The sequence below is a fragment of the Halpernia humi genome (genome assembly GCF_900108025.1).
Lineage (GTDB): Bacteria > Bacteroidota > Bacteroidia > Flavobacteriales > Weeksellaceae > Halpernia > Halpernia humi.
Window position 1 is genome coordinate 182,300 of record NZ_FNUS01000003.1, and the last position, 25,684, is coordinate 207,983.

At 33.4% G+C, this 25,684-nt stretch carries 25 protein-coding genes; 15 read left to right on the plus strand and 10 right to left on the minus strand.

Going from position 1 to position 25,684, the window contains the following annotated elements:
• Positions 1-84: 84 nt before the first annotated feature.
• The 10 genes from C4S29_RS07865 to C4S29_RS07910 all read left to right on the plus strand — a co-directional run bounded on the left by C4S29_RS07865 (position 85) and on the right by C4S29_RS07910 (position 10,917).
• Entirely contained in the window at positions 85-738 is a 654-nt protein-coding gene (locus C4S29_RS07865; protein ID WP_103913594.1) for a CBS domain-containing protein, read from the plus strand.
• A gap of 86 nt (positions 739-824) precedes the next feature.
• Entirely contained in the window at positions 825-1,691 is an 867-nt protein-coding gene (locus C4S29_RS07870; RefSeq protein ID WP_103913595.1) for an NAD kinase, read from the plus strand.
• Between the two features lie 67 nt (positions 1,692-1,758).
• On the plus strand, positions 1,759-2,826 hold the full coding sequence (fbaA, locus tag C4S29_RS07875) for a class II fructose-bisphosphate aldolase (protein WP_103913596.1): 1,068 nt from the start codon (positions 1,759-1,761) through the stop codon (positions 2,824-2,826).
• Between the two features lie 90 nt (positions 2,827-2,916).
• Entirely contained in the window at positions 2,917-3,768 is an 852-nt protein-coding gene (accD, locus tag C4S29_RS07880; protein WP_103913597.1) for an acetyl-CoA carboxylase, carboxyltransferase subunit beta, read from the plus strand.
• 177 nt (positions 3,769-3,945) lie between these two features.
• Complete coding sequence (locus C4S29_RS07885) at positions 3,946-4,467, plus strand: DUF6973 domain-containing protein (protein ID WP_103913598.1); 522 nt, start codon at positions 3,946-3,948, stop codon at positions 4,465-4,467.
• 95 nt (positions 4,468-4,562) lie between these two features.
• The gene (locus tag C4S29_RS07890) at positions 4,563-5,375 is read left to right on the plus strand and encodes an outer membrane beta-barrel protein (RefSeq protein ID WP_103913599.1); all 813 of its coding nucleotides are present in this window, start codon (positions 4,563-4,565) and stop codon (positions 5,373-5,375) included.
• Positions 5,376-5,526: 151 nt separating this feature from the next.
• Positions 5,527-7,242 carry a M14 family metallopeptidase gene (locus C4S29_RS07895; RefSeq protein ID WP_103913600.1) on the plus strand — a complete coding sequence of 572 codons (1,716 nt, stop codon included), beginning with the start codon at positions 5,527-5,529 and terminating at the stop codon, positions 7,240-7,242.
• 58 nt (positions 7,243-7,300) lie between these two features.
• Positions 7,301-8,704 (plus strand): nucleoside recognition domain-containing protein, encoded by a 1,404-nt coding sequence (locus C4S29_RS07900; protein ID WP_103913601.1) that lies wholly within the window; start codon positions 7,301-7,303, stop codon positions 8,702-8,704.
• 32 nt (positions 8,705-8,736) lie between these two features.
• Positions 8,737-9,123, plus strand: a complete 387-nt coding sequence (locus C4S29_RS07905; protein WP_103913602.1) for a hypothetical protein — start codon at positions 8,737-8,739, stop codon at positions 9,121-9,123.
• Between the two features lie 6 nt (positions 9,124-9,129).
• Positions 9,130-10,917, plus strand: coding sequence for a MutS-related protein (locus tag C4S29_RS07910; protein WP_103913603.1), 1,788 nt, complete (start codon positions 9,130-9,132; stop codon positions 10,915-10,917).
• 1 nt (position 10,918) lies between these two features.
• Here the strand turns inward: C4S29_RS07910 and C4S29_RS07915 are convergent, their stop codons facing one another.
• The 8 genes from C4S29_RS07915 to C4S29_RS07955 form a co-directional block, all read right to left on the minus strand.
• A complete protein-coding gene (locus C4S29_RS07915) occupies positions 10,919-11,662 on the minus strand; it encodes a LytR/AlgR family response regulator transcription factor (RefSeq protein WP_185116956.1) in 744 nt (247 codons plus the stop codon).
• 144 nt (positions 11,663-11,806) lie between these two features.
• Complete coding sequence (locus tag C4S29_RS07920; RefSeq protein ID WP_233740516.1) at positions 11,807-12,367, minus strand: methyltransferase family protein; 561 nt, start codon at positions 12,365-12,367, stop codon at positions 11,807-11,809.
• A gap of 1 nt (position 12,368) precedes the next feature.
• Positions 12,369-12,668, minus strand: coding sequence for a 2TM domain-containing protein (locus C4S29_RS07925; protein WP_103913604.1), 300 nt, complete (start codon positions 12,666-12,668; stop codon positions 12,369-12,371).
• Positions 12,655-12,954, minus strand: coding sequence for a 2TM domain-containing protein (locus C4S29_RS07930; protein WP_103913605.1), 300 nt, complete (start codon positions 12,952-12,954; stop codon positions 12,655-12,657). Before C4S29_RS07930 ends, C4S29_RS07925 begins: the two co-directional genes overlap by 14 nt.
• 4 nt (positions 12,955-12,958) lie before the next feature.
• On the minus strand, positions 12,959-14,287 hold the full coding sequence (locus tag C4S29_RS07935) for a 2TM domain-containing protein (RefSeq protein ID WP_103913606.1): 1,329 nt from the start codon (positions 14,285-14,287) through the stop codon (positions 12,959-12,961).
• Positions 14,288-14,637: 350 nt separating this feature from the next.
• The gene (locus C4S29_RS07945; protein ID WP_103913608.1) at positions 14,638-14,958 is read right to left on the minus strand and encodes a 2TM domain-containing protein; all 321 of its coding nucleotides are present in this window, start codon (positions 14,956-14,958) and stop codon (positions 14,638-14,640) included.
• Positions 14,959-15,240: 282 nt separating this feature from the next.
• The gene (locus C4S29_RS07950; protein WP_233740517.1) at positions 15,241-15,897 is read right to left on the minus strand and encodes a hypothetical protein; all 657 of its coding nucleotides are present in this window, start codon (positions 15,895-15,897) and stop codon (positions 15,241-15,243) included.
• Between the two features lie 189 nt (positions 15,898-16,086).
• Positions 16,087-18,294 (minus strand): TonB-dependent receptor, encoded by a 2,208-nt coding sequence (locus C4S29_RS07955; RefSeq protein WP_103913609.1) that lies wholly within the window; start codon positions 18,292-18,294, stop codon positions 16,087-16,089.
• A gap of 211 nt (positions 18,295-18,505) precedes the next feature.
• Here C4S29_RS07955 and C4S29_RS07960 point away from each other — a divergent pair, with 211 nt between their 5' ends.
• Positions 18,506-19,015, plus strand: coding sequence for a superoxide dismutase family protein (locus C4S29_RS07960; RefSeq protein ID WP_103913610.1), 510 nt, complete (start codon positions 18,506-18,508; stop codon positions 19,013-19,015).
• Between the two features lie 40 nt (positions 19,016-19,055).
• Here C4S29_RS07960 and C4S29_RS07965 read toward each other — a convergent pair whose 3' ends face one another.
• Together C4S29_RS07965 and C4S29_RS07970 are read right to left on the minus strand one after the other, a co-directional pair.
• Positions 19,056-19,919: a mechanosensitive ion channel family protein gene (locus tag C4S29_RS07965; RefSeq protein ID WP_233740518.1), complete on the minus strand. Its 864-nt coding sequence runs from the start codon at positions 19,917-19,919 to the stop codon at positions 19,056-19,058.
• A 110-nt stretch (positions 19,920-20,029) separates the two neighbouring features.
• Positions 20,030-22,150, minus strand: a complete 2,121-nt coding sequence (locus C4S29_RS07970; RefSeq protein WP_103913612.1) for a carboxy terminal-processing peptidase — start codon at positions 22,148-22,150, stop codon at positions 20,030-20,032.
• A 142-nt stretch (positions 22,151-22,292) separates the two neighbouring features.
• Here C4S29_RS07970 and surE point away from each other — a divergent pair, with 142 nt between their 5' ends.
• The 4 genes from surE to C4S29_RS07990 all read left to right on the plus strand — a co-directional run bounded on the left by surE (position 22,293) and on the right by C4S29_RS07990 (position 25,669).
• Entirely contained in the window at positions 22,293-23,060 is a 768-nt protein-coding gene (gene surE, locus C4S29_RS07975; RefSeq protein WP_103913613.1) for a 5'/3'-nucleotidase SurE, read from the plus strand.
• Between the two features lie 23 nt (positions 23,061-23,083).
• Entirely contained in the window at positions 23,084-23,413 is a 330-nt protein-coding gene (locus C4S29_RS07980; protein WP_103913614.1) for a DMT family transporter, read from the plus strand.
• 87 nt (positions 23,414-23,500) lie between these two features.
• Positions 23,501-24,577 carry a serine hydrolase domain-containing protein gene (locus tag C4S29_RS07985; protein ID WP_103913615.1) on the plus strand — a complete coding sequence of 359 codons (1,077 nt, stop codon included), beginning with the start codon at positions 23,501-23,503 and terminating at the stop codon, positions 24,575-24,577.
• Positions 24,578-24,628: 51 nt separating this feature from the next.
• Positions 24,629-25,669, plus strand: coding sequence for a GMP reductase (locus tag C4S29_RS07990; protein ID WP_103913616.1), 1,041 nt, complete (start codon positions 24,629-24,631; stop codon positions 25,667-25,669).
• Positions 25,670-25,684: the final 15 nt, after the last annotated feature.

The following is a 25,684-nucleotide window of genomic DNA, read 5'->3' on the forward strand; positions in this document are numbered from 1 at the left end:
AACTTTTAAAGCTTTTATCTTTTATTTCTTTTGTGGTTAAAAAAAACTATTTCTCACTGAAATTTTATTTCCTAAATTAGCACAATGTTTATACAAGACTACATTTCTAAAGATTTTCCGTCGTTTGATATTTCAAATTCTATAGAAGAAGCCGCAGAAACGGCCCGCGAATTTTCCTATTCGCACGTTTTTGTCACGCGGAACGGCGCTTTTTTAGGCGCAATAAGTTTGGCTTTTTTAGAAGAAAGCCCAGAAGGAACTTTGCATTCTTTAGAAATCCACTTCGAGAGATTTGCGGTTTTAGAAGATGGCCATTTGCTCGATGCTATTAAACTTTTTCACATCTTTAGTTCTAATCTCGTCCCTGTGATAGACAAGCAAGAGCGGTATTTGGGCTATATTTCAAGCGATGATATTTTTAATGAATTTTCTAAATACCCTTTGTTTTCAGAAAGTGGCGCGGTGATTATTATTCAAAAAAATTATCGGGATTATTCGTTCACAGAGATTGCTAAAATTGTAGAAGAAAATAATTCTAAAATTTTTGGTAGCTTCATTAGCGCGATTGAAGGCGATGACGTGCAGATTACTTTAAAAATTAGCAGTGAGAATTTGAGTTCTATTGATGAGACTTTCGAAAGATATGGCTATGAAGTGATTGTGAAACATTACGATGATGGCAAAGAAGAACTTCTAAAAGCAAGATTTGGATTTTTTCAAAAATATTTAGAATTTTAGAAAATGAAATACAAAAATTCACTTTTTAAAAAAATTGAAAATAAGTTAGTATCACATCTGACCCTCAAAAAAACAACAAAACTCAGATGAAAGCAGCCATTTATTCCCAAAAAAAAGATTTAGATACATTTTTGTATTTAAGTAAATTTATATCTGAACTCGCCAAGAAAAATGTAGAAGTCACCTTACACGATGTGATGGTGCAAAACCTTAATTTTTCTAAAGATTTCCAAACCTTTTCTAATAAAAAAAATCTGCAAGACCAAAAAATAGATTTGTTTTTTAGTTTTGGTGGTGATGGTACTATTTTAAATGCTTTAATATTTATTGAAGATTTAGAAATCCCTATTGTAGGTGTTAATACAGGGCGATTAGGCTTTCTTTCTAGTTTCACCAAAGAAGAAGTTTTTAAAGAATTAGATGCTATTTTAGCACATAATTATGTTTTAAGCCACCGCTCGGTCATTGAAATTGTGGCGCCAAATTCGGGTTTGTTTTTTCCTTATGCCATTAATGATATCAGTATTTCCCGAAAAGAAACTACAGCCATGATTACGGTCGACTCATATATTGATGATGAGTTTTTAAATGTTTTTTGGGGCGATGGTTTAATTATTTCTACGCCCACAGGCTCCACAGCGTACAATCTCAGTTGTGGTGGACCAATTATTTCTCCAAATAATGATGTTTTTGTGATCACACCAATTGCTCCACATAATCTAAATGTGCGACCAATTGTTATAAAAGATAATGTTACTATAAAATTGAAAATTGAAAGCAGGGTACCACAATACACACTTTCAATGGATTCCCGATTATGCCATATGAATACAAATGTGGAAATAATATTACGAAAAGCACGTTTCAAAATCGCATTGGTGCAACCCAATAATCTTAGTTTTTACGAAACCATTCGCCAAAAACTCTTATGGGGAAACGACAAAAGAAATTGATATTCTCGGCATAATTACTTAACTTTATCGCCTTAAATAAAATACCTAAAAATTTAAAATAAATATTATGAGCAGAAAGTTTCCGGCAGGCGTTGCCACAGGAGAATTGGTATCAGACATTTTTCAATATGCCAAAGAAAATAAATTTGCTTTGCCCGCTTGCAACGTCATCGGCTCCAGCAACATCAATGCTGCAATGGAATGTGCTGTAAAAAATAATGCCCCTTTGATTATTCAATTTTCAAACGGCGGCTCCGTTTTTAACGCAGGTAAAGGCCTGAGTAACGAGGGTCAAAAAGCTGCAGTTCTTGGTGCGGTTGCAGGCGCAAAACACATTCATACTTTGGCAGAAGCGTATGGCGCAACTATTATTCTTCACACAGACCATTGTGCTAAAAAATTATTGCCGTGGATTGATGGTTTGATGGATGCCAATGAAACTTACTACAAACAATATGGCAAATCGCTTTATTCTTCTCATATGCTAGATTTATCCGAAGAACCTTTAGAGGAAAACATGGATATTTCTGTGAAATATTTTGAAAGAATGGCGAAAATTGGGATGACTTTAGAAATTGAATTAGGAATAACTGGCGGTGAAGAAGATGGCGTGGACAATTCTGATGTAGATTCTTCTAAACTATACACACAACCAGATGAAGTGTCTTACTGCTATGAAAGATTAAAACAAGTTTCTCCAAACTTTACTATTGCTGCGGCTTTTGGAAATGTGCACGGCGTTTACAAACCAGGAAATGTGAAACTTACACCGAAAATTTTAGATAATTCTCAAAAATACGTTCAAGAAAAATTTGGAACCGAGCACAATCCAATTAATTTTGTATTCCATGGCGGTTCTGGTTCTACAGAGGCAGAAATCAAAGAAGCAATAGGTTACGGCGTTATTAAAATGAATATCGACACAGATTTACAATTTGCTTACACAGAAGGCATTCGCGATTTTATGATAGGGAAACAAGAGTATTTAAAATCTCAAATCGGTAATCCAGAAGGTGCAGATGTTCCAAATAAAAAATATTATGATCCTCGTGTTTGGGTAAGAAAAGGTGAAGAAACTTTTATCACCAGATTAACAGAAGCGTTCAAAGATTTAAATAATATTGATACGCTTTAAATTCATAAACGATAAGTGATGGAAGATTACTGATTTGTAGCAAATTGTTTTTTTCATCAATTATAAATTATCATTCATCAATTATAGATTATGGCATTCGACTGGTTTAAACGAAAAGCAAAAAATATTACCACTTCCACAGAAGACAAAAAAGATGTAGCCGAAGGTTTGTGGCACAAAACGCCAACAGGTAAAATTATTGAATATGAAGAACTTAAGAGAAATAATTACGTTTCTCCCGAGGATGATTTCCACGTAAGAATTGGTAGCCGAGAATATTTTGAAATGCTTTTTGACGACGCAAAATTTAAAGAATTAAATGCAGAAGTAGAAAGTGTAGATATGCTCAACTTTAAAGACACGAAATCTTACACAGATCGTCTTAAAGAAGTAAAAGCCAAAACGAAACTAACAGATTCCATCAGAAACGCAGTTGGTGAAGTAAATGGTGTAAAAATGGTAATTTCCTGTATGGATTTTGCTTTTATCGGTGGTTCGCTTGGTTCCGTAATGGGAGAAAAAATTCGCCGCGCTGTTGATTATTGCATAGAAAATAGATTGCCTTACATGATTATTTCGCAATCGGGCGGCGCAAGAATGCAAGAAGCAACTTATTCTTTAATGCAATTGGCAAAAGTTCAGTCCAAATTAGCGCAACTTTCAGAAGAAGGTTTGCTTTATATCGCTTATTTGTGCGACCCTACTTTTGGCGGAATTACCGCTTCTTTCGCTATGACAGCCGATATAATTATGGCAGAACCTGGCGCATTAATTGGTTTCGCAGGACCGCGTGTAATTCGCGAAACCATTGGTAAAGATTTACCAGAAGGTTTCCAAACTTCAGAATTTTTACAAGAAAAAGGCTTCGTAGATTTTATAGTGAAAAGAACGAATATTAAAGAAAAAGTATCGCAAACCGTGAGACTTTTAACCAATGCTTAAATTCTATTATTTAAATTAATTTACTAAAAATCTCTCTTTCACTAGAGAGATTTCTTTTGTTTTATAACTTTTAATACATTTATTTTATAGGCTTTCACAAGAAATTTTAAAAACTAATAATTACTTAATTCTCTTAATGCCTTAACCAAATCTTAATGTTGAAAAAACATTTCCAAAATGAGAACTTTTAAGATTATTTTTAACGCGCTTCGTTCTCTTACCATTGGGAAACTTTGGAAATTGGTTCTGCTTTTTCTACAAAATCCTTTATTTACTTTAATTTCATTTTACGCAACATTGAAAACTTTTAACATTGCTAAAAAAGAATATCCCAAAACAAATTCTAATGACGGCGCAGGAAACGCCTTTCGCCACGCGCTTTGGTGCTGTTTGATAATGATGTATTGCTGCAAAATCTCGTCGCCAAAGAAATCTTTAAATTTCACTAAAAAAATGACAGATTTGCATGAAGAACTTTTCCCAAACAAACCTTTGCAGAAAAAAATGGATCTTCATAACAATAAAATAGGAATGGATTTTTTTATGGAATTGTTACCTGGAATTCACCGTCAGTTTTTTGAAACTTCATTTTTTATTGAAAAATTGAAAGAAAAAACCACAAATGCCAAAGTTTTAAAAAACTTAAATGATAAATTTGAAGGAAGTTTGGTGTATCTTGAGGTTGAAAAAATTAAATAAATTATAATATTTAAATAATGTTAAATATTATTTTTTGTATGGCGAATTAACACTTTCAAAATAATTCAATTTTAAACTAAACTAATTATTAAATCATGAAAAAGACACTAACATTTATCCTTTTTTCAATTTTCATCTTAAATATTAATGCGCAAGGAGAAAACCAAAAAATACAATTTGGAGCGAATTTTATGCCTTTTATATATTGGAAAAAAAATAGTTTTTTAGACAACAGTTCGCATATAAAAGTTCAACCTGCAAAAATAAATGGAGTATATGGCGGTGTATTTGCAGAAAAGTACATTAATGAAAATTGGGGTTTTAAAATTGCAATTAATTATGGACAGCAAAAAAGTGAAGTACAATCCAAATTAGTTGCAAAAGAAAATGGAGTATTTGTTATTAATGAAGCCAATATGTTCTTTCAAGTACGATCAAAAAATACATTTGAATATTTTATAATTCCGATAACCACTGAATATGCACTTCCTTTAGATAATCAAAATAAAATTTGGGGTTTAGTTGGTGCAGGCCCGCAACTTTCATTATTTTCAAAATTTGAAGTTATTAAAGATGGGCTTAACGAGGATGGCAGTTTTCGTAATACCTTGGGTTCATACAATTCCCAAAATTTCGATTCGTATAGAAAGTTATTAATTGGTGGCACTTTTTATACAGGAATAAAGTTTAAAATTTCAGACGCATTCAATGGCTTTACTAATATCAAGTTCGATTATGATTTCAGTAATGCCTCTAAAGCAAACTGGAATAGTTATGAAACAAACCCGCAGGAATATGGTCAATTAGAATTTAGTGATCCTACTCTTCCATATTCTTCTGTGAACGCGTCAAAATTTCATAATATGCGGCTTGGTTTGGAGTTTGGTGTAGAATATGATTTTAATTAAATTTTTTTTTAAACATTTAAGAACCTCAAATTGAGGTTCTTTTTTTGTTTAAGTTTTATTTGAAATTGTATTTTTATTTTACATTCTTTAAAGGGTTTGTTTTTAAAATTTTACTTTTGTGGTTTAAAATTCATTTTTTAATTAAAATTTTATGAAAATAAAAATATTTTTCCTATTTTTTTCAATTGGTTTATTTGCTCAAAATCAATATCTTACACCATTTGAAAAAGGTGACGGCAATCAATCTGCAACTTATGAAGAAGTGGTAAAATATTACGATAATCTGGAGAAAAACTTTGATAAAATAAAAGTTTTAGATTTGGGTTCCACAGATTCTGGCGAGCCATTGCGCTTGGTGGTTTTTAATCCTGAAAAAATATTTAATCCAAAATTTATTAAAAATAAAGCCCTAATTTTAATTAATAACGGCATTCATCCCGGCGAACCAGACGGCATTGATGCTACAATGATGATGATGCGGGATTTTGCCACAGGAAAACTAAAAGCACCAAAAAACACCGTAATTGCCGCCATCGAAGTTTACAACATCGGCGGAATGCTAAACAGAGGAAGTTTTTCCCGCGCCAACCAAAACGGTCCGGAAGAATATGGTTTTCGTGGAAATGCTAGAAATTTAGATTTAAACCGGGATTTTATAAAAACAGATTCTAAAAATTCTGACAGTTTTCAACGGATTTTTCAGGCTTTAAATCCAGATGTTTTTATCGACAATCATGTGAGCGATGGCGCTGATTATCAATATACTTTGACCTATATTTTGACCAATAAAGAACGTTTAGGAAATCTGCTTGGAAATTTTTACCACGGCGAAATGAACGATTGGATTGTGGCAGATTTAAAAAAGAAAAGCATCGACCCAATTCCTTATGTTTCTGTTGAAGGAACCACGCCAGAAAAAGGTTACGAGCAATTTATGGATTCACCGAGATATTCTACAGGTTACACCACTTTGTTCAACACGATTGGAACAATTCCAGAAACACACATGCTGAAACCTTACAAAGACCGCGTAAAAGTGACTTATGAAAATATGCTCAGTTACATTGATTATTTGGATAATAATTATTTGAAAATCAAAGAACTAAGACAAAAAAACCTCGAACAATATTTACCTAAAAAATCTTACGCGGTTCAATATGCATTAGATTCTACAAAATTTAAAATGATCGATTTTAGAGGTTTTCAAGATGGCATGAAACCAAGTGCAATTTCTGGTTTTCCAAGGTTATTTTATGATCGCACAAAACCTTACACCAAAAAAATCCCGTTTTATAACACTTATAAAGCCACAAAAGAAATTATAATTCCATCTTTTTATGTGATTCCAAAATCTGAATGGCAAGTCGTGAAAAATTTAAAAAGAAATCAAATTAAATTTATTGAACTTAAAAATGATAGTTTAATTGCGGTTCAATCTTATAAAATCAAAGATTACAAAACTGTACCAAAGCCTTACGAAGGTCATTATTTGCATTACAACACGGAAGTTTCTACAACTACGGAAAAAATAAAATTCCATAAAGGCGACTATTTAATTCCATTAAAACAAAATGGCGTAAAATATTTACTTGAAACCTTGGAACCAGAAGCCGTAGATTCTTTCTTCAACTGGAATTATTTTGATTCTTTTCTCGGTCAAAAAGAATATTTTTCTTCTTATGTTTTTGAAGATACTGCCGCGAAATTATTACAAGAAAATTCCACTTTAAAAGAAAATTTTGAAAAGAAAAAGAGTGAAGATTCTTCTTTTGCAAAAGACGGAAGCGAACAATTGAATTGGATTTACCGCAATTCTAAATATTTTGAAAAATCTTTTATGCAATATCCAATTTACAGAATTCCTTAATTTTTATCTAAAATTTCTTACTTAAAAAAATACCTTATTTTTACCTAAATTTTTTTGAATGGTTTTAAGCAAAATTTGGAGCGCCTTTATCATCGTGGCTATTTTTGTAGCCGGAATAAAGTATGTTTCATCAAACAATTACGGTAGTATTTTTAATGATATGGTCGTGGGAAAAGGCGGCGATACCGTACAAATTACCACTAAAAAATCCGCAGAATTATCCCCATTTATTTTAAATAATTTAGACAAAAATCCAGATTTTGCTGAAGGAAGAATTCATTATAAAAGAAACGCAGAAAAAACTGAAGTAAAAGTTTATAGAATTCAAGAAACCGATGGCGTTATTGGGACGAGCCAGGTTGCCGTCAATATTTGTATTGGTTTAATCGGCATTATGACGCTTTTTATGGGTTTTATGGCGATTGCAGAAAGAGCAGGCGGAATCAATCTTTTAAGCAGAATGATTCAGCCATTTTTTTCAAAATTATTCCCCGAAATTCCTAAAAACCATCCGGCTTTCGGACATATGCTATTGAATTTCAGCGCCAATCTTTTAGGTTTAGATAATGCGGCGACGCCTTTTGGCCTAAAAGCCATGGAAAGTTTGCAGACTTTAAATCGCGACAAAGACCGCGCAAGCAATTCCCAAATTATGTTTCTCTGTTTGCACGCTGGCGGAATGACTTTAATTCCGGTTTCCATTATCGCAATTCGCGCTTCAATGGGCTCTGTAACGCCAACTGATATTTTTCTACCGTGCATGATGGCCACTTTTGCCGCCACTTTAGCCGCGATGGTAGTCGTTTCTATTCATCAAAAAATAAATTTATTTCAACCAGTAATTATTGCTTACATTGGTGGAATTTCTGCAATTATTGCACTTTTGGTCGTTTATTTAGTAAGATTAAGCAAAGAAGATTTAGACCAATTTAGCAAAGTTTTAAGCAGCGGAATTATTTTATTGATTTTCATCGCCATCGTTTTGGGCGCACTTTATAAAAAAATAAATGTATTCGACGCTTTTATAGACGGCGCCAAAGAAGGCTTTTGGGTTTCCGTGAAAATTATTCCTTATCTCGTTGGAATGTTGATTGCGATTTCACTTTTAAGAACTTCAGGCGTTTTTGATGTGATTATCGATGGCATGAAATATTTGGCAAATTTTGCCAATCTCGACACACGTTTTGTTGACGGTTTACCGACGGCTTTGATAAAGCCACTTTCTGGTTCCGGTGCGCGCGGAATGATGGTTGACACGATGACAACTTTCGGCGCAGATAGTTTTCAAGGGAAATTAGCGGCAGTTCTACAGGGAAGTTCGGATACTACTTTTTACGTGATCGCCGTGTATTTTGGCGCGGTTGGAATTAAAAACACAAGATATGCAGTTACAGCAATGCTTTTAGCCGATTTAGTGGGCGTGATTGCTTCTGTAATTTTAGCGTATTTGTTTTTTGCTTAATAAGACTTTTTTTAATTTAAAATATATTATAAATGATACAAGATAAAGACTTCACGCTTCGTTTGGTGCGACAACTTTCCACCTCTTTGGAAAAATTACTTTTAGGAAAACCTGAAGAAAGTTTAATGGAAAAAGATTTGGATTTTGATATCGCCTTACGTGATATTTTTAAAATGGATTTTAAAACCTATTCCGAAATCTCAACTGATGAAATGAAACAAATGGTTTTAGATTTAGAAGATCGCAATCACGTGGATTATTTTCTGCTGATCGGGAATTTATTTTTCTACCATTGGAAAGAGGCGAAAAGCGAAAACTTTAAAGAAAAAGCAATTATGGGTTACGAAAACTATTTGCAAAAAAGTGGCGTTTTTGCGCTTCCCATTATCACCAGAATTGGTGAACTCAAAAAAGCATAGAAGTAAATGGAAGAAATAAATCTCTTGCTTTCTGAAAAAGAAACAATTTTAAACTCCTTAAAAAAGAAACAAACACTTATAGGCTGGTTTCGCGTGCTGGTTTTCCTTGCTCTCACCTATTTTTTATTACAATTTTTCATCTTTGAAAGCGCATTAAAAATTCATTTATATTTGGGGGTTTTCTTCCTGATTTTGTTTTTTGTGTTGGGTTTTTTCTTGGTTAATGTAAAACAGAAACTCAATTTTATTAAAAATTATCTTCACATCGGAAACCAAATAATCAAGAAAACCGAATTTGAAACCGGTCTTGCTTTCGAAGAAAATGTTGATAATCATCCGTTTGCAAAAGATTTAGATGTTTTGGGTAAAAACTCGCTTTTCAGTTATATCAGTTATTGCGAAACTATTTTAGGTAAAAACAAACTTAAAGATTTTTTTTTAAATTTAAGTTTAGAAAAAGAAAAAATATTAGCCAAACAAAAAGCCGTACAAGAAATTTCCAAAAAAACAGAATGGAATATTCATTTTTTAACTTTAGCGAAATCGCTCCACATTAATGGAAAAATAAAACATCCAAAAAGCGCGAATGCAGTTTTTGAAAATGCAATGCTGGCAAAAATCGCAGTAAATCTTGTTCCAATCTTAACTTTGGCGACTTTATTTTCGCTGGTATTTATTTCAATTTCGGGTTTATATTTATCTCTTATTTTCGGTGGAATTTTAATTATTTCTAGGATTATTTTATCTATTTATGGTAAAAAAATAGATGCCATTTCCGAAACTTTGGCCTTTAATTCTGAACAATACGAGCAATTTTTAGCCGTTTTTTCATTAATTGAAAAAGAAAATTTTGAGCAAAAACTGAATGTTCAACTTCAGAGTAAATTTATTTCGGGGAAAAGCAAATCTTCACGCAAAGAAATAGAAAAACTGGCAAGACTTTTAAGAAATTATGAAAGCGCACACAGCAATATCGGTGTTTTTCTAAATAATTTTTTGTTGTGGAAACTCAATTTTGCCATGAAAATTGAAAACCAAATTAAGAATATCGAGCAAGATTTACCGCAATGGTTTGATGCATTTGCCGAGCTTGAAGCCTTAATTTCGTTAGGTGTTTTTCGTTATAAAAATCCAAACTATATTTTCCCAGAAATACCAAATTCGGGTGAAAAATTTAATGCAGAAAAATTAGTTCATCCGCTTTTATTTCAAAAAGAAGTAGTTTCTAATGATTTTAAAATCAATTCTGAAACAGAAATTTCAATTATTACTGGCGCAAATATGACGGGGAAAAGTACCTTTTTGCGAACCGTCGGAGTTAATTTGGTTCTAGCAATGATGGGTTGCCCAGTTGCAGCGAAAAAATTTATTTTTCAGCCAATGCATTTATTTACATCGATGCGAACAAGCGATTCCTTGAGCGATGGCACTTCTTATTTCAACGCAGAAATTCTGCGATTGCGGCATTTAGTGGAAAATTTGGAGAACGGAACGCCGCAATTCATCATTTTAGATGAAATTTTAAAAGGCACCAATTCTCAAGATAAATTAACTGGTTCCGAATTATTTCTGGAAAAATTAATGAAAAGCCAAACGCTTTTTTCTTGTTTAATCGCCACGCACGATTTGGATCTAACAAAAATTGAAGAAAAATTTCCTCTAAAAATTAAAAATTATTGCTTCGAACTTCAAAATAATAACGGCGAATTGGAAACTGATTATAAACTTCAAAACGGCGTTACAAAAAGTATGAACGCAATTTATTTGATGAAGAAATTTGGGATTATTGATTAAATTATTTCACCAACCAATTTTTAAAATCTTTTACGCGATCTCGGCTCACGGTAATTTCTACTTCGGGCTGAAAATCTAAATCTACTTTGTAGAAAGGTGATGTGTGAATGTTTTTAATATAATTTAGATTAATAATTATTTGCCGATTTACTCGGAAAAATTGTTTTGAATCTAAAGAACTTTCCAGTTCTTCTAAAGTAAAATCGGTTGGGTAAACGCGCTCTTTGGTTTGCAAATAAGCGATTTTGTTTTCGCTGTAAAAACAACTCACCTCATCGGTAGAAATAATTTTTAAATTATAGCCAATTTTAACCAAAATTCGGGATAATTTCGGCTCTTCTTTTTTAATTAAATTCTTGTAATTCAATTCATTAGAAGGCAGTTCATTTGGTAAGTAACTGTTGTATTTTTCTACTGCTTTTTCCAAATCTTCTTGTAAAATTGGTTTCAAAAGATAGTCGATGGAATTGAGTTTGAAGGCTTTCAGGGTGAATTGATCGTAAGCGGTGGTGAAAATAATGAAGCTTTTAACGGGAAATTTCTCAAAAATATCGAAAGACATGCCGTCGCCCAACATTATATCTGAAAATATTAAATCTGGCTCTGCATTATTCTTAAACCAATCTAAACCTTCTTCTACGGAAGAAATGGTTGCAACTATTTCTAAATCAGGCATTAAACCTAACATTCTTTCTAGTTTTCTTGCGGCGGGTTTTTCATCTTCGATGATTACTGTTTTGATCATTTGTTGATTTTTTTTAACCACAAAGGCACAAAGTTTAATTTAAAATTCGCTGACACAAAGGACACAATGAATTTAAAATAATTACTTGATGATATTTCTTATAAAGTTAAGTAATTCTTTGTGACTTTGCGGTTTTGAAATTTATTAATAAATAAAAGGAATTAGACGTTTTGTTTTCTGCATATAATCTAAATAAGCCTGCCCAAATTCTTCGGTTAAAACTTTTTCTTCAATTTTAATTCTTCGAGAAAACATTAAAAACACAGGAACTAATAGTAAAATAACAGAAATACAATTATTTAAAACAATCGCTAATCCTACAAAAGTTAGCAGCGAAAAAGTGTAAGAAGGATGCCGCATATATTTGTAAAATCCCGTGGAAATTAATTGATGATCTTCTTTAATCGTAACATCTACGGTGAAATATTTTCCCAAATAATAAACCACCATCAAGCGCAAAACCACACCTAAAAGTAGCAAACCCAAGCCAACAATCGTCACTGTTTTACTATTATAAAATGGGAAATATGTGCTTTTTGAAATGAAAATTCCAAAGAAAATACTGAACCCGATCACAAGCCACAAATAAGATAGCGACTTTTTGTCTTTGCCTTTCGCGTCGGCTTTACTAGAGCGCATTTTTAGCAGCAAAAAGATTTCTGAAAGGCCCCAAAATGCTGTGATAAGGTTTATTGCGGTATTCATTTTATTTGTACTTATTCATTAATTCTCTAATTTTCTTTTCTTCCCAGTCTTTTCCAAAAATAAAACTTGGCATAAAAACGCCCATTCCGTGTGCAAAAAGGCCAATTCCCCAAAAGAAAAGGGATAAGAAATTATACCAAACGAAGTAACTTTGGCCTGGTTGTAAAGCTTGATAATTAATAAAAGCAATTATTGAATTTACCAAAACGAAAATTGCAGCATGTGTGTAAAAGCCCTTTATTCTTTTTACCTTTTTTTTGGCTTCAAGGTATTTTATATTGTCGTTGTTAAAAGTTTCCATTTTCTTTTTGTTTTAATTCTTTATCCATCATTCTGCGCTCCCAATCATTATTTAGGTAAAAAATCTTAACCGCTTTTATGGCCAAAACAAGTCCCCAAATCCAAAATATGAAAGAAAAATTATTCGTATCAAAAAAAGCAATTTCTCCTGAAAGGTAGTATTTTCTAAAACTAAAAAATGCAAGAACTACGATGAAAATTGCCAAAGATGAATAGAATTTTTTTAATTGCTGCACTCTATTTTTTGCGTTTGAATAGTCGATTTCTTTTTGTGATAAATTTTCCATGGTATTATTTGTGATTTTCTCGTTCTAATATTTTTTGAATTTGTCGTTCTTCCCAATCTTTGCTAATGCCAAAAACCGCGATTCCGTGCGAAGCAAGGCCAATTCCCCAGCCAAGCATCGGCCACCAAAACCATTGGTATTGCGGTGCGGTGTAAAGATTTACAAAGATTAAAAAAGGAATTACCAGGCAATAAGAAATTAAATTGCCGTAGAATCCTTTTAGTTCATTTACGCGTTTTGCGGCTCTTTCATAAGCAGAATTTTCAGAATATTTTGTTGTGTTCATTTTTGTTGATGTTTTTTCTATTAATATTGGGATTTTTACTTTAAAATAGTCTTCAGATTTTTCTATAAAAACATTTCTTTTCGTGAGTAAAGCGTAGCGCTGAACGATATTAGAAAGCCCGATTCCTGAAGATTCTTTTATGTTTTCTCTAAATTGTAAGTTGTTTTCTATCATTAAAAATCCGTCTTCAGAACTGATTTTTATATGCAATGGTTTTGATGAAGTCGCGAAATTGTGTTTAATGCAATTTTCTAATAAAAGTTGCAGTGAAAGTGGCACTACAAAGTTTTTTTGATCGTTTTCGTTTACATTAAATTCAAATGTTACGCTGTCTTCAAAGCGGGTTTTTAAAAGCGCGGTATAGGTTTTAGCAAAATCTAACTCTTCTTCTACCGACACCAATTCTTTGTCTTTTTGCTCTAAAATATAGCGGTAAATTTTGGACATTGAAGCCGTGAATACCTGCGCCTGATCTGGGTTTTCATCTATCAATGAACTTAGAACATTTAAAGAATTAAATAAAAAATGCGGGTCTAACTGGTTTTTTAAAGTTTCAAATTGGGCGTTGGCTGATTTGGCGATTAATTTCTGCTCAACCACTTCTTTTTTAGAAGATTTTTTCCATTCTTCCATAAACCCTTTTGCATGAAAAATGGCAGAAAATAATAGTGCGATATTGACGATAATCCAGTTAAAAAGTCCCATTTCACCGGTAAAAAATTTGGCAGGATTGTTTTTTTGAATGACGATTAAGTTTAAATAATTACAGACAAAAACCAGAACTACATTTACAAAAATGGTAGATAAAATGCCCAAAACAATACGGGTTTTGGTGTCATCAATCCAGGAATATTTTGAGTTTAGGTAGCAATTGGTGTAATAATTCCCTATTATGAATACAAAAGAATACATAAATGAAACTAGAAAGCTAATGATCAAATTTGAAACGCTTTTATTATCCGTGAAAAACGCGAAAAAGAAAATTCCTGTTGCAAAGGAAACCCAAAGCATTGTCGATAACTTATTCTTTAAATCTTTTGTATCCATTTTGTAAATTTAATTATTTAAATAATTCTCTAGGAAGTTTTTTAGTCTCGCAGATTAGAAGGATTTGGCCGATTTTAAAACTGTAACTGTAAATCTGTGTCATCTGGAAAATCTGCTAGAAAAACCTCTAATTTAGAATTTTGTTATTTAAATTTTATTTATTTAACCTGTTGTGCATATAGAAAAACATTAAACGCAAAGGCGCAATTAATTTATTTGCAGATATTTACGTTTATAAGGCGCAAAGTTTTAACTTCGTTAAAAGTTGAAAATCTTTGATTTTCTTGCGCCTTAGAACTATTTTCATAATAACTAAGTTCTTGCGCCTTTGCGTTTAACTTGATTTACGGTTAATTATGCAGCTTGTCTAAATGCACAACAGGTTTATTTAATATTTTCTGAATTTCCCTTTCTTCCCAATCTTTTCCAAAAATATAGTCTTTCCCAAAAACTGAAAAACCGTGTGCTAAAAGACCAATTCCCCAGAAAACCGCTGTCATGTAAGGATCTGAAGTATTTAAACTCGCCGGATTGTCAATATAGCAACTTGCAATGATGAAAATATTGACGAATAAAAAAACTGTAGCGTGGATGTAAAATCCTTTCATGTTTTTCACTCTTTGTTGTGCTTGTGCAAGTTTTTGTTCTGAACTAAAATTGTAAGTTTCCATTTCGATTTAATTTATTTGGTTAATTAATAGTGTAAAGATAAACTGACAAACAGCGGTTTACAATTATTTTAGTCCGAAGGGCAACTTTCTTTTGCTGAATGGTATTACTTGTTTTCTAAAGTTTACTCGCCATGTAAGTTTCCATCACTTTGTCATTCCTTAGGAATCCACACGGAAAAAAAGGACTGCTGAGATTCCTTCGGAATGACAAAATTGCTGTTAACAAATATTTTTAAATAGAAAAACTCCACCGAAGCAGAGTTTTATAGTTAATTTCAAAAATTATTTTCCCGCTTGAGACAGAAAATAATCTGCTTCTTCTTTGCCCCAAGTTGGGCTAAATTTTGATGGAGACTTATACACGGCAAATTGCGCTTGCGCTTTTTTAAATAATTCTAATCCTTTTTCTTTGCTTCCTCCAAATTGTTCTGGCGTGTAATAAGTGTCTTCTGCTTTTATCAAAGTTATTCTTGGATTTTCAGGATCCATTTTTTCGGCTTCTGCTAAAAAACCGGCGGCAAGAGAACCTTCACTCATAAAACGCGCTTGCGGATCCACCATCATTCTTAAACTGTGAACCATTTTTTTAAGAATTGTGATTTCTACATTATTTGGTGAGATGGCTTCTGCTGCATCAATGTGCTTTTGTGCGTCGTCCGCCAAAGCATCAAGTTCTGTAAGTTTGCCTTCTTGCATCAAAACTCGCCCTTTTTGGATGTTTGCGTAGGCTGCGTAATATTGCGGCAACCATTCTTTGTTTTCCTTTAAAGCAATTCTGGAAAAATCATTGGAAAGAGCGCTCAATTCATCGGTGTTTCGCGTTTGTTGAACTTTTGCAACTTTGTCTGTCATTGCTTTTTCATAAGCGGTTTGTGCAAAAGCATTGACTCCTGTGAACGTAAGCGCGAGGCTTAAAACTAAATTTTTAATTGTTTTCATAATATTTTTTTTAATTGATTTGTTAATTATGGTGTAAAGATACTTTTGGTTTTATTTAATTAAAATAAATTCTGGCTGAATGGTTGGTTTTGATTTCTGAAGGGTTAAAACTAATTGAACTACGCTTATTTTTATTAAATCTTGGTTCTTGGTTCTTGATTCTTGATTCTTGGTTCTTGGTTCTAAAGTCTACAAATTATTATTAATCGCATCAGTGGTTTTATCGACACCAAAACTGATGAAAGCGCCAATGAAAACGAAAGTATTAACAGGCGGAACAACTGCAGAACTTCTCATTCCATCATTAGAAAAATTATAGCCGTAAACATTTTTCTGTCCTAAAATATTTGAAATGCTCAACACTAAAACCGTAAATGCTTTGGAATCTTTTTTACCCAAATTTGGCAGATAATTTAAACTAAAATTGAGTCCGCTGTAATTTTTTAATGTTCCTTCGTGGCGAATAATATTTTGTCCATTATTATCGACAATATCATAATATGGTCGTCCAGAAGAATAGGTGTAAGACATGTTGAAGCCTGTTTTCCATTTGGTTACAAATTTTTTCGCAACGATATTGAAGGTGTGTTTTGCAGCAAAACTCGGCATTAAACTTATGGGATAATTTTGAAAATCGCGTTTAGAATCGAGGTAAGAATAAGTGACCCAATAATCTATATTTTTAATAGATTTCCTATCGCGCCAGAACAATTCTAAACCTTTTGCGTATCCATTTCCTTGGTTATTAATGGCGGTTTGAAAGTTTTGTTCTCCCGAAGTTTTAATTAGTTGATCATATTTTTTATAAAAGGCTTCAAATCTCAAATTTCTACCTTCCGTATTTCTTTGAACCTGAAAAATATAATGTTCGGCTTTTTGAAACGTTAAAGGTGCAGAAGAATTCAAATATTTACTTTCCGGGTTTTGGTAGAAAATGCCGTAAGCCAAAGATGTGGTGTAATTTTTCGCTAGTCTGTAGGCAAAAGCAACACGTGGCGCAAAATTCCAATGCTTTAAATAAGAAGAATTTTCTGCTCGAACGCCCACTTTTGCGGAAAAATTATTGCTAAAACCCAAATCTGTTTCCAGAAATCCGGACGAAATAAGATCAGAATATTTTTTATGAAAACCATCATATTGAGAATTTTCATTGGCATTATTAAATTCAAAACCACCGCGCAAAGCAGAAATTTTATTTATTTTTCTTTCTACAACGGCTTTTGCATTTAGATAATTTCCTAAAGTATTAGAGGCAAAACTACTTTTCGGAACGTTATTTAGCAAAGTAGAAAATTGAACATCTGATTTATTGTAGGCATAAGAAGTTCCCACATTTAGCAAATATCTCCCGAATTTTTGTTTAAATGACAGGTTTTGAAAGATATTACTTCCCTTTAAGGAAACTTTATTTTGATCCGAATCTGGCTCTAAACTTTCGGAAAGTACGCTCAATTTATTGCTATCAAAATTGGCATAATATTTAAAAAATCCGCCGCTTTTGGTTTTGATTCTAAAATTGGCGTCGCCATTTATACTTTCTGGTGCTTTTTCAAAATCGGTGTTAAAATTTAAGATTTTTTGTATAAATTTTAAATTAGAATAGCCCAAACTTGCGCCATAGGAATAAGTTTTAGAATTGCTTAATTTCTGATAACTTCCTGTTAAAAAAATAGGAGAAATACCGACATCATAAGAAGTGGTTTCTGGCAAATCCACACTTTCTAAAATTAAAACGCCAGATAAGGCTTGACCGTAAAGCGCAGAATAACCGCCACTTGAGAAAACATTTCCTTTAAAAAGCGAAGTGTTAAAGCGGTCTCTTCCGGCAATTCCTGGGACAGAATTGCTGAAATAATTATTAATTAAACTGCCGTCCATAAAAATTTTGGTTTCTGCGCCAGTTCCACCACGAACGAATAATCCTTCGCTTTCACCCACTTTTTGCACGCCGGGGAGATAATTTAATGCAGAAGAAATCTGTCCATCTGCGCCGGCTGTGGTATAAATATCAATGGGTGTGAGCAAGGCGGTTGCGCGTTTTTTATCGCTTGCATCTATGCTTCCTGCGGAAATTACAACGGCGTCTATTTCATTAATTTGTTCTTTTAAATCTACATTTACGGTTATATTTTCATCGTTTAAAACAATTGGTTTTTGCACTTCTTCATATTTAGAATTGGTAAAAACTAAGGTTTGGTTGCCTTTTTCAGAAGTTTCAAAACTGTAATTTCCGTCTTTATCTGAAGTAGCGCCGTCGTAAGTATCTTTTAAAGTAATTGAAATATTGGGAATGCCTTTGTTTTTATAGGTGATTTTTCCACTAATTTTTATTTGCGCACAAAGTGGCAAAAGCATTAACAGTAAGAAAAGAGTAATAAATTTTGAAAAAGTTTTCATTTGTTGGTATTTAATTTTTTAGTCAGATGTTATTGTCAAAATCGGTCAAATTTTATATATCAAGTTTATTATTGGCGATTTCATGTTTTAAATTTTGAACAAAGATAATTTCACTGTACCTTTAGATTCTAATTTTTGTTGCTGAGTTGTCAATTTTTAAGACTCAATGGTGACTAAATGTTTTTTATTAAAAATAACTTAAAAAAATAATATGAAAAATTTAAAAATTTTATTTGTGGCTGCAAGTGGCATTTTGCTGAGTTCTTGCGGAACATCAAAAACAATAACGGATACTATTAACTCTAAAAGTGGTACAGATACACAAGGAACGGCGAAGTTTAGCCAAAAAGGAAAAATGGTTACGATGGATATGAATGTTTACAAACTAACGCCAGGAACGCACGCTGTGCACGTTCATGAATTTGGAGATTGCTCTTCTGCTGATGGAAAATCTGCAGGTGGCCACTGGAATCCTTCAAAAGACGAACATGGAAAATGGGATTCTGAACATTTTCACATGGGCGATATAGGAAATTTAGTTGCTGATAAAAATGGTACGGCGCGCCTAATTTTTAAAACCGATAAATGGTGTTTGGGTTGCTCTGATGCGTCTAAAAATATTGTGGGTAAATCTATCATCATCCATGCAGGGAAAGACGATTTTAAAACTCAACCCACAGGAAATGCGGGCGGAAGAGTTGGTTGTGTGGAAATTAAATAGTTTTTTTTCGATTTATTAAAAAAAAGAGCAGTAAGTAAAATTACTGCTCTTTTTCTATATCATTATTATCTTTTGACGGAAATTCTAAAGTACGTATTGGATACGGAATATTGACATTATTGTCTCTGAATTTCTTTAAAATCACCATTCTTAAATCACTTCTCACTTGTGGTGCAGCAAATAATTCTACGCTGTAATAGTATAATTTTAAATCTAAAGAACTATCGCCAAAGTTTTCTAAGCGCACAAAAATAGGTTTGTCTTGCAGCACGGCTTTATTTTCTCGCGCAGCTTCTTCTAATAATCTTACTGCTAAATCTATATCGGTATCATAGTGAACACCAACTTCTATTACAAAAATAACCGCTGGAGAATCGTGGCTAAAGTTGGTGAGTTTATCTTTGGTTAAAAGAGAGTTCGGGTAGATTACGCTTTTTCTTTCTCTGGTTTCTATGGTGGTGGTTCTCATTCTAATTTCTTTCACTTCGCCGATGGTATCGCCAATGTCTATTACATCTCCCACCATTACAGAGCGATCAAATAGAATAATAATCCCTGAAATAAAATCTAAAAATAAGTTTTGAAGACCAAGGCCAATCCCCACCAAAATTGCCCCTGAACCAAGAAGTAACGGCGAAATATCTACCCCTAAAGATTTCAAAACCAATATTGTGGCAATTATGAAAATAATGTAGAATAAGATTTGCGAAACGGCAAACTTTCTACCGATATCTACTTTTTTAGAATTATAAACGAGTTTTTTGACCGATTTATTTAAAATAATCGCTAGAAGTATGACTAAAATTGCTGCCAAAATTTCATAAACACTTAAAGAATATTTCCCGACAGAAAATATATTATATTCTAAGAATTGCTGAAAAGACAGGCCTACATCACCTGACATTTTGTGCATTTGGTCTTTCATCTAAAGTTATATATTGTTTTTAAAAGTTATATACAATCGCCTAATTTCTCATTTGTTTGCTCGTAAACTTGTGAATAGTGGTTTTTATATTATTTCATTTCCGAAACGATATGTACGGCTTCATCAAGATAAAAATCGCGGCTTAAGTTTTTAGTCCATGCTTTTGTTTTTTTAGCAAAAGCGGTATCTGTTTTTTCTCTTACAACCTCATCTGGGTTAATGATAAAACTCAATTTGTTATTATAATTTTCTAGTGGTTTAAATTGTTTTATTTCTTCTTTTCTTTTTGCCATAAGCGCCATAAATTTATTTTCATTCAAGGTAACGCTTTTTTCTTTATCTAATTTATCTTTCCATTCAGCAGATTTTTGCAGCAATTGGTAGTTTGCATTATTGTGAATTCTCGCGTTGCTTTCTTTTTCTAAAGCCTGAATATCATAAATATTCATTTTTTTAAAATCTGTGGATGAAATTTTATCCCATGGCAATGCATAATCACTAAAACGCTCGCCGATATCAGAATTTGTGAAGAAATCTTTTAAGGTGATGTCAGAATTTACACCTTTTATTTGGGTAGATTCTCCTGTAATTCTATAAAATTTTTGAATGGTTAATTTCAAAGAGCCAAAATCGTCATTGGTGTTTAAAAACCGGTTTAAATCTACAAAAGTTTGCACCGTTCCTTTGCCATACGATTGTGGCGAACCAATAATCACCGCTCTACCATAATCTTGCATAGCGCCTGCTAAAATTTCTGAGGCAGAAGCCGATAACTCATTTTGCATAATTACGAGTGGCCCGGTCCAAAGAGGTGTGGTAGATTTGTCTTTTAGGGTTTGGATTTTTCCATCACCATTTTTCACCTGAACATAAGCACCGCCTTTCATGAAAAGCCCCATGATATCTCCAACTTCCGTTAAAGATCCACCGCCGTTATTTCTTAAATCTAAAATAATGCCATCTACTTTCTGGGCTTTTAATTTTATAAGTTCTGCTTTGATATCGTCGGATGCATTTCTTCCTTTCGGGTCATTAAAATCTGCATTAAAACTAGGTAAATTAATATAGCCGTACTTCTTTCCATTTTTATATTGTATAGAAACACCTCTAGCAAAAGTGTCTTCTATGGTGATTTCATCTCGAATTAAAGTCACTTCTTTTATGGATTTATCTTTTTTCTCAACAGTCAAAGTTATCGGCGTTCCTTTTTCTCCACGAATGAGAACAACGGCTTCATCGGCCAACATTCCTGCGGCGTTTACGGCGTCTTCGTTGGGTTTAGATTTTATTTTTAAAATTTTGTCGCCTTCCGTAAGTTGTTTAGACTTCCAAGCAGGTGCGCCTGTTACCAATTCACCTAAATAGAGATAGCCCTTGCTCTCCTTTATTACGGCGCCAATGCCAATAAATTTTCCACTGAAGCTGCTGTCAAAATTATCTTTGTCTCGTGGCGAAAAATAATTGCTGTGCGGATCAAAAACCTGCGTATAAGCATTCATATAAACCGTGAACCAATCCATTTTTTTTCTTTTTTTAAACCTGCGAAACATATCTGTCACCAAATCTTTTACTTCGCTTGTTGCTTTTATCTTTTTGGCTTCTGGTGTTAAAACTTCCAATTTTATTGTGTCTTTTAAGTGAAATTTTTGCACAGAATCTTTCTTTTCTTTTTGGGTCTCTTCTTTGGTTTTTAAAGTCGCCATTTCCTGAAGAATGTTATATTTAATATAACGTTTCCATTCTTTGTATTGCTCTGCTTTGTTGGCAGGATTCACTCTTTCTTTTGGCTCAATTATTAAACTGTCGTCTTCGTCCAAATTGATGGGTTTGCTTAAAATATCTTGCGTCATACTATCAATTTCGTTCACTCTTTGATAAAGTCTATCCGTTGTCGCTTTATAAAAAGTGAGGTCGCCACCAATAAGATAGTCGTCTAGTTTAGTTTTATACTGGGCAAAATCTTTCATATCCGATGCCAAAAAGTACCGCTTTGATGGATCTACCATTTCAAAATATTGCTTATAAACATCTTGCGAATAAGCGTCATTAATCGGTTTTGGGCTGTAATGAAGGTAAGAAAGGGTGTTTTTAATACTTATCATTATCGTTGACATTTTTTGATCGTCATCTTTGGGAGAATTAAAACAAAAAGCAAGCGTTGTAAGTGGAATAAAAAGTAGTAGTTTATTGAACTTGAATTTTTTTAGCATCTGAAAGTTTATAATATTATATATGAATAAGTCTTTGAAATTGATTTTTTGTTACTTATAGAAAAATCAAATGACAAATTTAATACCTAATTTACTAAGAAGACGTAAGTTTTTAATTAAATTTGTGGAAACTCATTTTTCTATGCAAAAACCCCTAATTTTAGTAACCAATGATGACGGCATTACCGCTCCTGGAATAAGAAATTTAGTGAAATTTATGACCGAAATTGGCGAAGTAATCGTTGTTGCTCCCAACTCACCACAATCTGGAAAAGGGCACGCCATCACCATCAATTCCACTTTAACATACGAAGAAATACAACTAGAAGGTTCTCAAAAAGATTACGCTCTCTCCGGAACCCCCGTAGATTGCGTGAAATTTGCTTTAGACAAGATCTTAACCAGAAAACCAGATTTAGTGGTTTCTGGTATTAATCATGGCGCCAACTCTTCCATTAATGTCATTTATTCTGGCACCATGAGCGCCGCTGTAGAAGCAGGTGTAGAAGGTTTACAAGCCATCGGCTTTTCGCTTTTAGATTTTGCTTGGGATGCAGATTTCTCGCAAGGCAAAAAATATATTCAAAAAATCGTTAAAAATATCTTAGAAAATCCTTTGCCAAAAGGCATCGTGCTCAATGTAAATATTCCAAAATTGCCCGAAGACGAAATAAAAGGTATAAAAGTTTGCCGCCAAGCCCACGCAAAATGGGAAGAAAATTTTGATGAAAGAACCAATCCGCATGGTAAAAAATATTATTGGCTTTCTGGCTATTTTAATAATATGGATTCAGACAAAAATGCCGATGAAAACGCGCTTGCCGAAGGTTATGTTTCTGTGGTTCCGGTAAAATTTGATTTGACGGCGCACGACTATATTGCCGAACTTTCTACGGTTTTAAATGACTAATTATTTTTAAAATCGCTCTAATTATGAATTGGATAGTGCTAATTATTGCAGGTCTATTTGAAGTCGCTTTTGCTTCTTGTTTAGGAAAAGCCAAAGAAACTTCCGGCAATGAAATGTATTTTTGGTATTTTGGATTTGCTATTTCCCTCACAATCAGCATGTTGCTTTTGCTAAAAGCCACTGAAACCTTACCAATTGGAACGGCTTATGCCGTCTGGACTGGAATTGGCGCTGTTGGAACTGCATTAATTGGAATTTTCTTTTTTAAAGAACCAGCTCATTTTTGGCGGGTCTTTTTCTTAATTACTTTAATAAGTTCAATTGTCGGCTTAAAATCTGTTTCTGTTTCTTAGATCCTGCTTAAAATTGTAACAGAAAAAGAAATTTTGGTAGATTTTAACTTAATAATAAGTGGATAATCTAAATCTTAAACAATAATTATGAGAACTTTAGTTTATTCCTTATTTGCTTTTTTCATAGTCAATAGTTGTGCTAGAAATCCTGATAATTCAGACACTTCAGAAGCGACACCTGAAGGCATCTATTTTCCACCAAATAATTCTAACATTTGGGAATCTACAGACCTCAATTCACTCGGGTGGCATTATCCCGCGGTTCAACCTCTTTATAATTTTTTAGAGCAAAAAAACACAAAATCTTTTATTATTCTTTATAACGGAAGAATTGTTCTGGAAAAGTATTTTGGTGCACAAACATCATCTTCTCCTTGGTATTGGGCTAGCGCGGGAAAAACTTTAACATCAACGGTAGTCGGAATCGCGCAGCAAAATAATCTCATTAATCTTGATGATAGGGTTTCTACTTATCTAGGAAACGCTTGGACAAGTGAAACTCCCGCGCAGGAAAATCTCATAAAAGTAGATAATTTATTGACGATGACTTCTGGCTTAGATGATTCTTTGGGCAACAATGTAGATCCATCTAATTTAAAATTTAAAGCAAATGCCGGAACAAGATGGGCATACCACAATGTTTATGTAAAATTACAAGACATCATCGCCAGTGCGAGCCACCAAACCTGGATTAATTATTTTAATACCAATTTAAGAGATAAAATCGGGATGACAGGAACTTGGATTCAAAACGGTGATGAAAATGTTTATTGGAGCACTGCGAGAAGTATGGCGCGATTTGGACTTTTAATTTTAAACAATGGCAACTGGGCGGGAACGCAAATTATAAATAAAGATTATGTGAATGCTGCCACTAACACGTCACAAAAGATTAACCTTTCTTACGGCTATCTTTGGTGGCTTAATGGCAAAACGAGTTATCATTTACCACAAACACAATATCAATTTTCTGGTTCATTAATTCCAAGTGCGCCAAGCGATATGTTTTGTGCATTGGGTAAAAACGATCAAAAAATTTACGTCGTTCCATCGAAAAAACTGGTAATTATAAGAATGGGCGATGCTGCAGATGGAACTAATTTTGCGCTATCTGGTTTTGATGACGAACTTTGGCAAAAAATTAATACATTAATTAATCCATAAGAATCTTTTCGTACTTTTTTATATATTTAGCACTACAATAAAACTTCAAAAATGCGCATAGAAAACGATATAAAATTAGGCTTCAAAGATGTAATGATCCGCCCAAAAAGATCCACTTTAAAATCTAGATCTTTGGTTTCTGTAGAAAGAAATTTTAAATTTTTGCATTCCCAAAAATCTTGGCAAGGCATCCCAATTATGGCCGCCAATATGGATACTGTAGGAACTTTTGAAATGGCAATCGCTTTATCTAAAGAAAAGATTTTTACTGCGATTCATAAACATTACTCGCTTGATGAATGGACGAGTTTTCTAAACAATCGAACGCCAGAATTCTACAATTATATTGCATTGAGCACCGGAACGGGCAAAGATGACGAAGCAAAAATCAAAAATATAATAGAAAAATTTCCACAAATTGAATTTATTTGTGTGGATGTTGCAAATGGCTATTCTGAACATTTCGTAGATTTTGTGAAAAAAACCCGCGCTAATTTTCCTACTAAAACTATAATTGCTGGCAATGTGGTAACAGGTGAAATGGTAGAAGAGCTTCTACTTGCCGGCGCAGATATTATAAAAGTTGGCATCGGACCCGGCTCTGTATGCACAACGCGTGTGAAAACCGGCGTTGGATATCCGCAACTTTCGGCCATTATAGAATGTGCTGATGCGGCGCATGGACTTGGCGGCCATATCATTTCAGACGGCGGCTGCAAAATTCCGGGCGACGTTGCAAAAGCATTTGGCGGCGGCGCAGATTTCGTGATGCTCGGCGGAATGCTTGCTGGTCACGACGAATCTGGTGGTGAAATGATTGAAGAAAATGGCAAAAAATACCGTTCTTTTTATGGAATGAGTTCTAAAACCGCAATGGATAAACATTCTGGCGGCGTTGCAGAATACAGAGCTTCTGAAGGAAAAACCGTAAAAGTGGCCTACAAAGGTAAGGTTGCAGAAACCATCAAAGATTTGTTGGGCGGTCTTCGTTCTACCTGCACTTATGTCGGTGCTTCTGCCTTGCGAGAACTATCAAAACGCACCACTTTTATACGTGTGCAAGAGCAAGAAAACCAAGTATTTAACGTTTAATTTTAAAAAAATAAA

Bases quoted from the DNA above. Each gene is read 5' to 3' on its own strand.
- C4S29_RS07865 (WP_103913594.1), top strand. From the start codon at position 85: ATGTTTATACAAGACTACATTTCTAAAGATTTTCCGTCGTTTGATATT.
- C4S29_RS07870 (WP_103913595.1), top strand. From the start codon at position 825: ATGAAAGCAGCCATTTATTCCCAAAAAAAAGATTTAGATACATTTTTG.
- fbaA (WP_103913596.1), top strand. From the start codon at position 1,759: ATGAGCAGAAAGTTTCCGGCAGGCGTTGCCACAGGAGAATTGGTATCA.
- accD (WP_103913597.1), top strand. From the start codon at position 2,917: ATGGCATTCGACTGGTTTAAACGAAAAGCAAAAAATATTACCACTTCC.
- C4S29_RS07885 (WP_103913598.1), top strand. From the start codon at position 3,946: ATGAGAACTTTTAAGATTATTTTTAACGCGCTTCGTTCTCTTACCATT.
- C4S29_RS07890 (WP_103913599.1), top strand. From the start codon at position 4,563: ATGAAAAAGACACTAACATTTATCCTTTTTTCAATTTTCATCTTAAAT.
- C4S29_RS07895 (WP_103913600.1), top strand. From the start codon at position 5,527: ATGAAAATAAAAATATTTTTCCTATTTTTTTCAATTGGTTTATTTGCT.
- C4S29_RS07900 (WP_103913601.1), top strand. From the start codon at position 7,301: ATGGTTTTAAGCAAAATTTGGAGCGCCTTTATCATCGTGGCTATTTTT.
- C4S29_RS07905 (WP_103913602.1), top strand. From the start codon at position 8,737: ATGATACAAGATAAAGACTTCACGCTTCGTTTGGTGCGACAACTTTCC.
- C4S29_RS07910 (WP_103913603.1), top strand. From the start codon at position 9,130: ATGGAAGAAATAAATCTCTTGCTTTCTGAAAAAGAAACAATTTTAAAC.
- C4S29_RS07915 (WP_185116956.1), bottom strand. From the start codon at position 11,662: ATGATCAAAACAGTAATCATCGAAGATGAAAAACCCGCCGCAAGAAAA.
- C4S29_RS07920 (WP_233740516.1), bottom strand. From the start codon at position 12,367: ATGAATACCGCAATAAACCTTATCACAGCATTTTGGGGCCTTTCAGAA.
- C4S29_RS07925 (WP_103913604.1), bottom strand. From the start codon at position 12,668: ATGGAAACTTTTAACAACGACAATATAAAATACCTTGAAGCCAAAAAA.
- C4S29_RS07930 (WP_103913605.1), bottom strand. From the start codon at position 12,954: ATGGAAAATTTATCACAAAAAGAAATCGACTATTCAAACGCAAAAAAT.
- C4S29_RS07935 (WP_103913606.1), bottom strand. From the start codon at position 14,287: ATGGATACAAAAGATTTAAAGAATAAGTTATCGACAATGCTTTGGGTT.
- C4S29_RS07945 (WP_103913608.1), bottom strand. From the start codon at position 14,958: ATGGAAACTTACAATTTTAGTTCAGAACAAAAACTTGCACAAGCACAA.
- C4S29_RS07950 (WP_233740517.1), bottom strand. From the start codon at position 15,897: ATGAAAACAATTAAAAATTTAGTTTTAAGCCTCGCGCTTACGTTCACA.
- C4S29_RS07955 (WP_103913609.1), bottom strand. From the start codon at position 18,294: ATGAAAACTTTTTCAAAATTTATTACTCTTTTCTTACTGTTAATGCTT.
- C4S29_RS07960 (WP_103913610.1), top strand. From the start codon at position 18,506: ATGAAAAATTTAAAAATTTTATTTGTGGCTGCAAGTGGCATTTTGCTG.
- C4S29_RS07965 (WP_233740518.1), bottom strand. From the start codon at position 19,919: ATGTCAGGTGATGTAGGCCTGTCTTTTCAGCAATTCTTAGAATATAAT.
- C4S29_RS07970 (WP_103913612.1), bottom strand. From the start codon at position 22,150: ATGCTAAAAAAATTCAAGTTCAATAAACTACTACTTTTTATTCCACTT.
- surE (WP_103913613.1), top strand. From the start codon at position 22,293: ATGCAAAAACCCCTAATTTTAGTAACCAATGATGACGGCATTACCGCT.
- C4S29_RS07980 (WP_103913614.1), top strand. From the start codon at position 23,084: ATGAATTGGATAGTGCTAATTATTGCAGGTCTATTTGAAGTCGCTTTT.
- C4S29_RS07985 (WP_103913615.1), top strand. From the start codon at position 23,501: ATGAGAACTTTAGTTTATTCCTTATTTGCTTTTTTCATAGTCAATAGT.
- C4S29_RS07990 (WP_103913616.1), top strand. From the start codon at position 24,629: ATGCGCATAGAAAACGATATAAAATTAGGCTTCAAAGATGTAATGATC.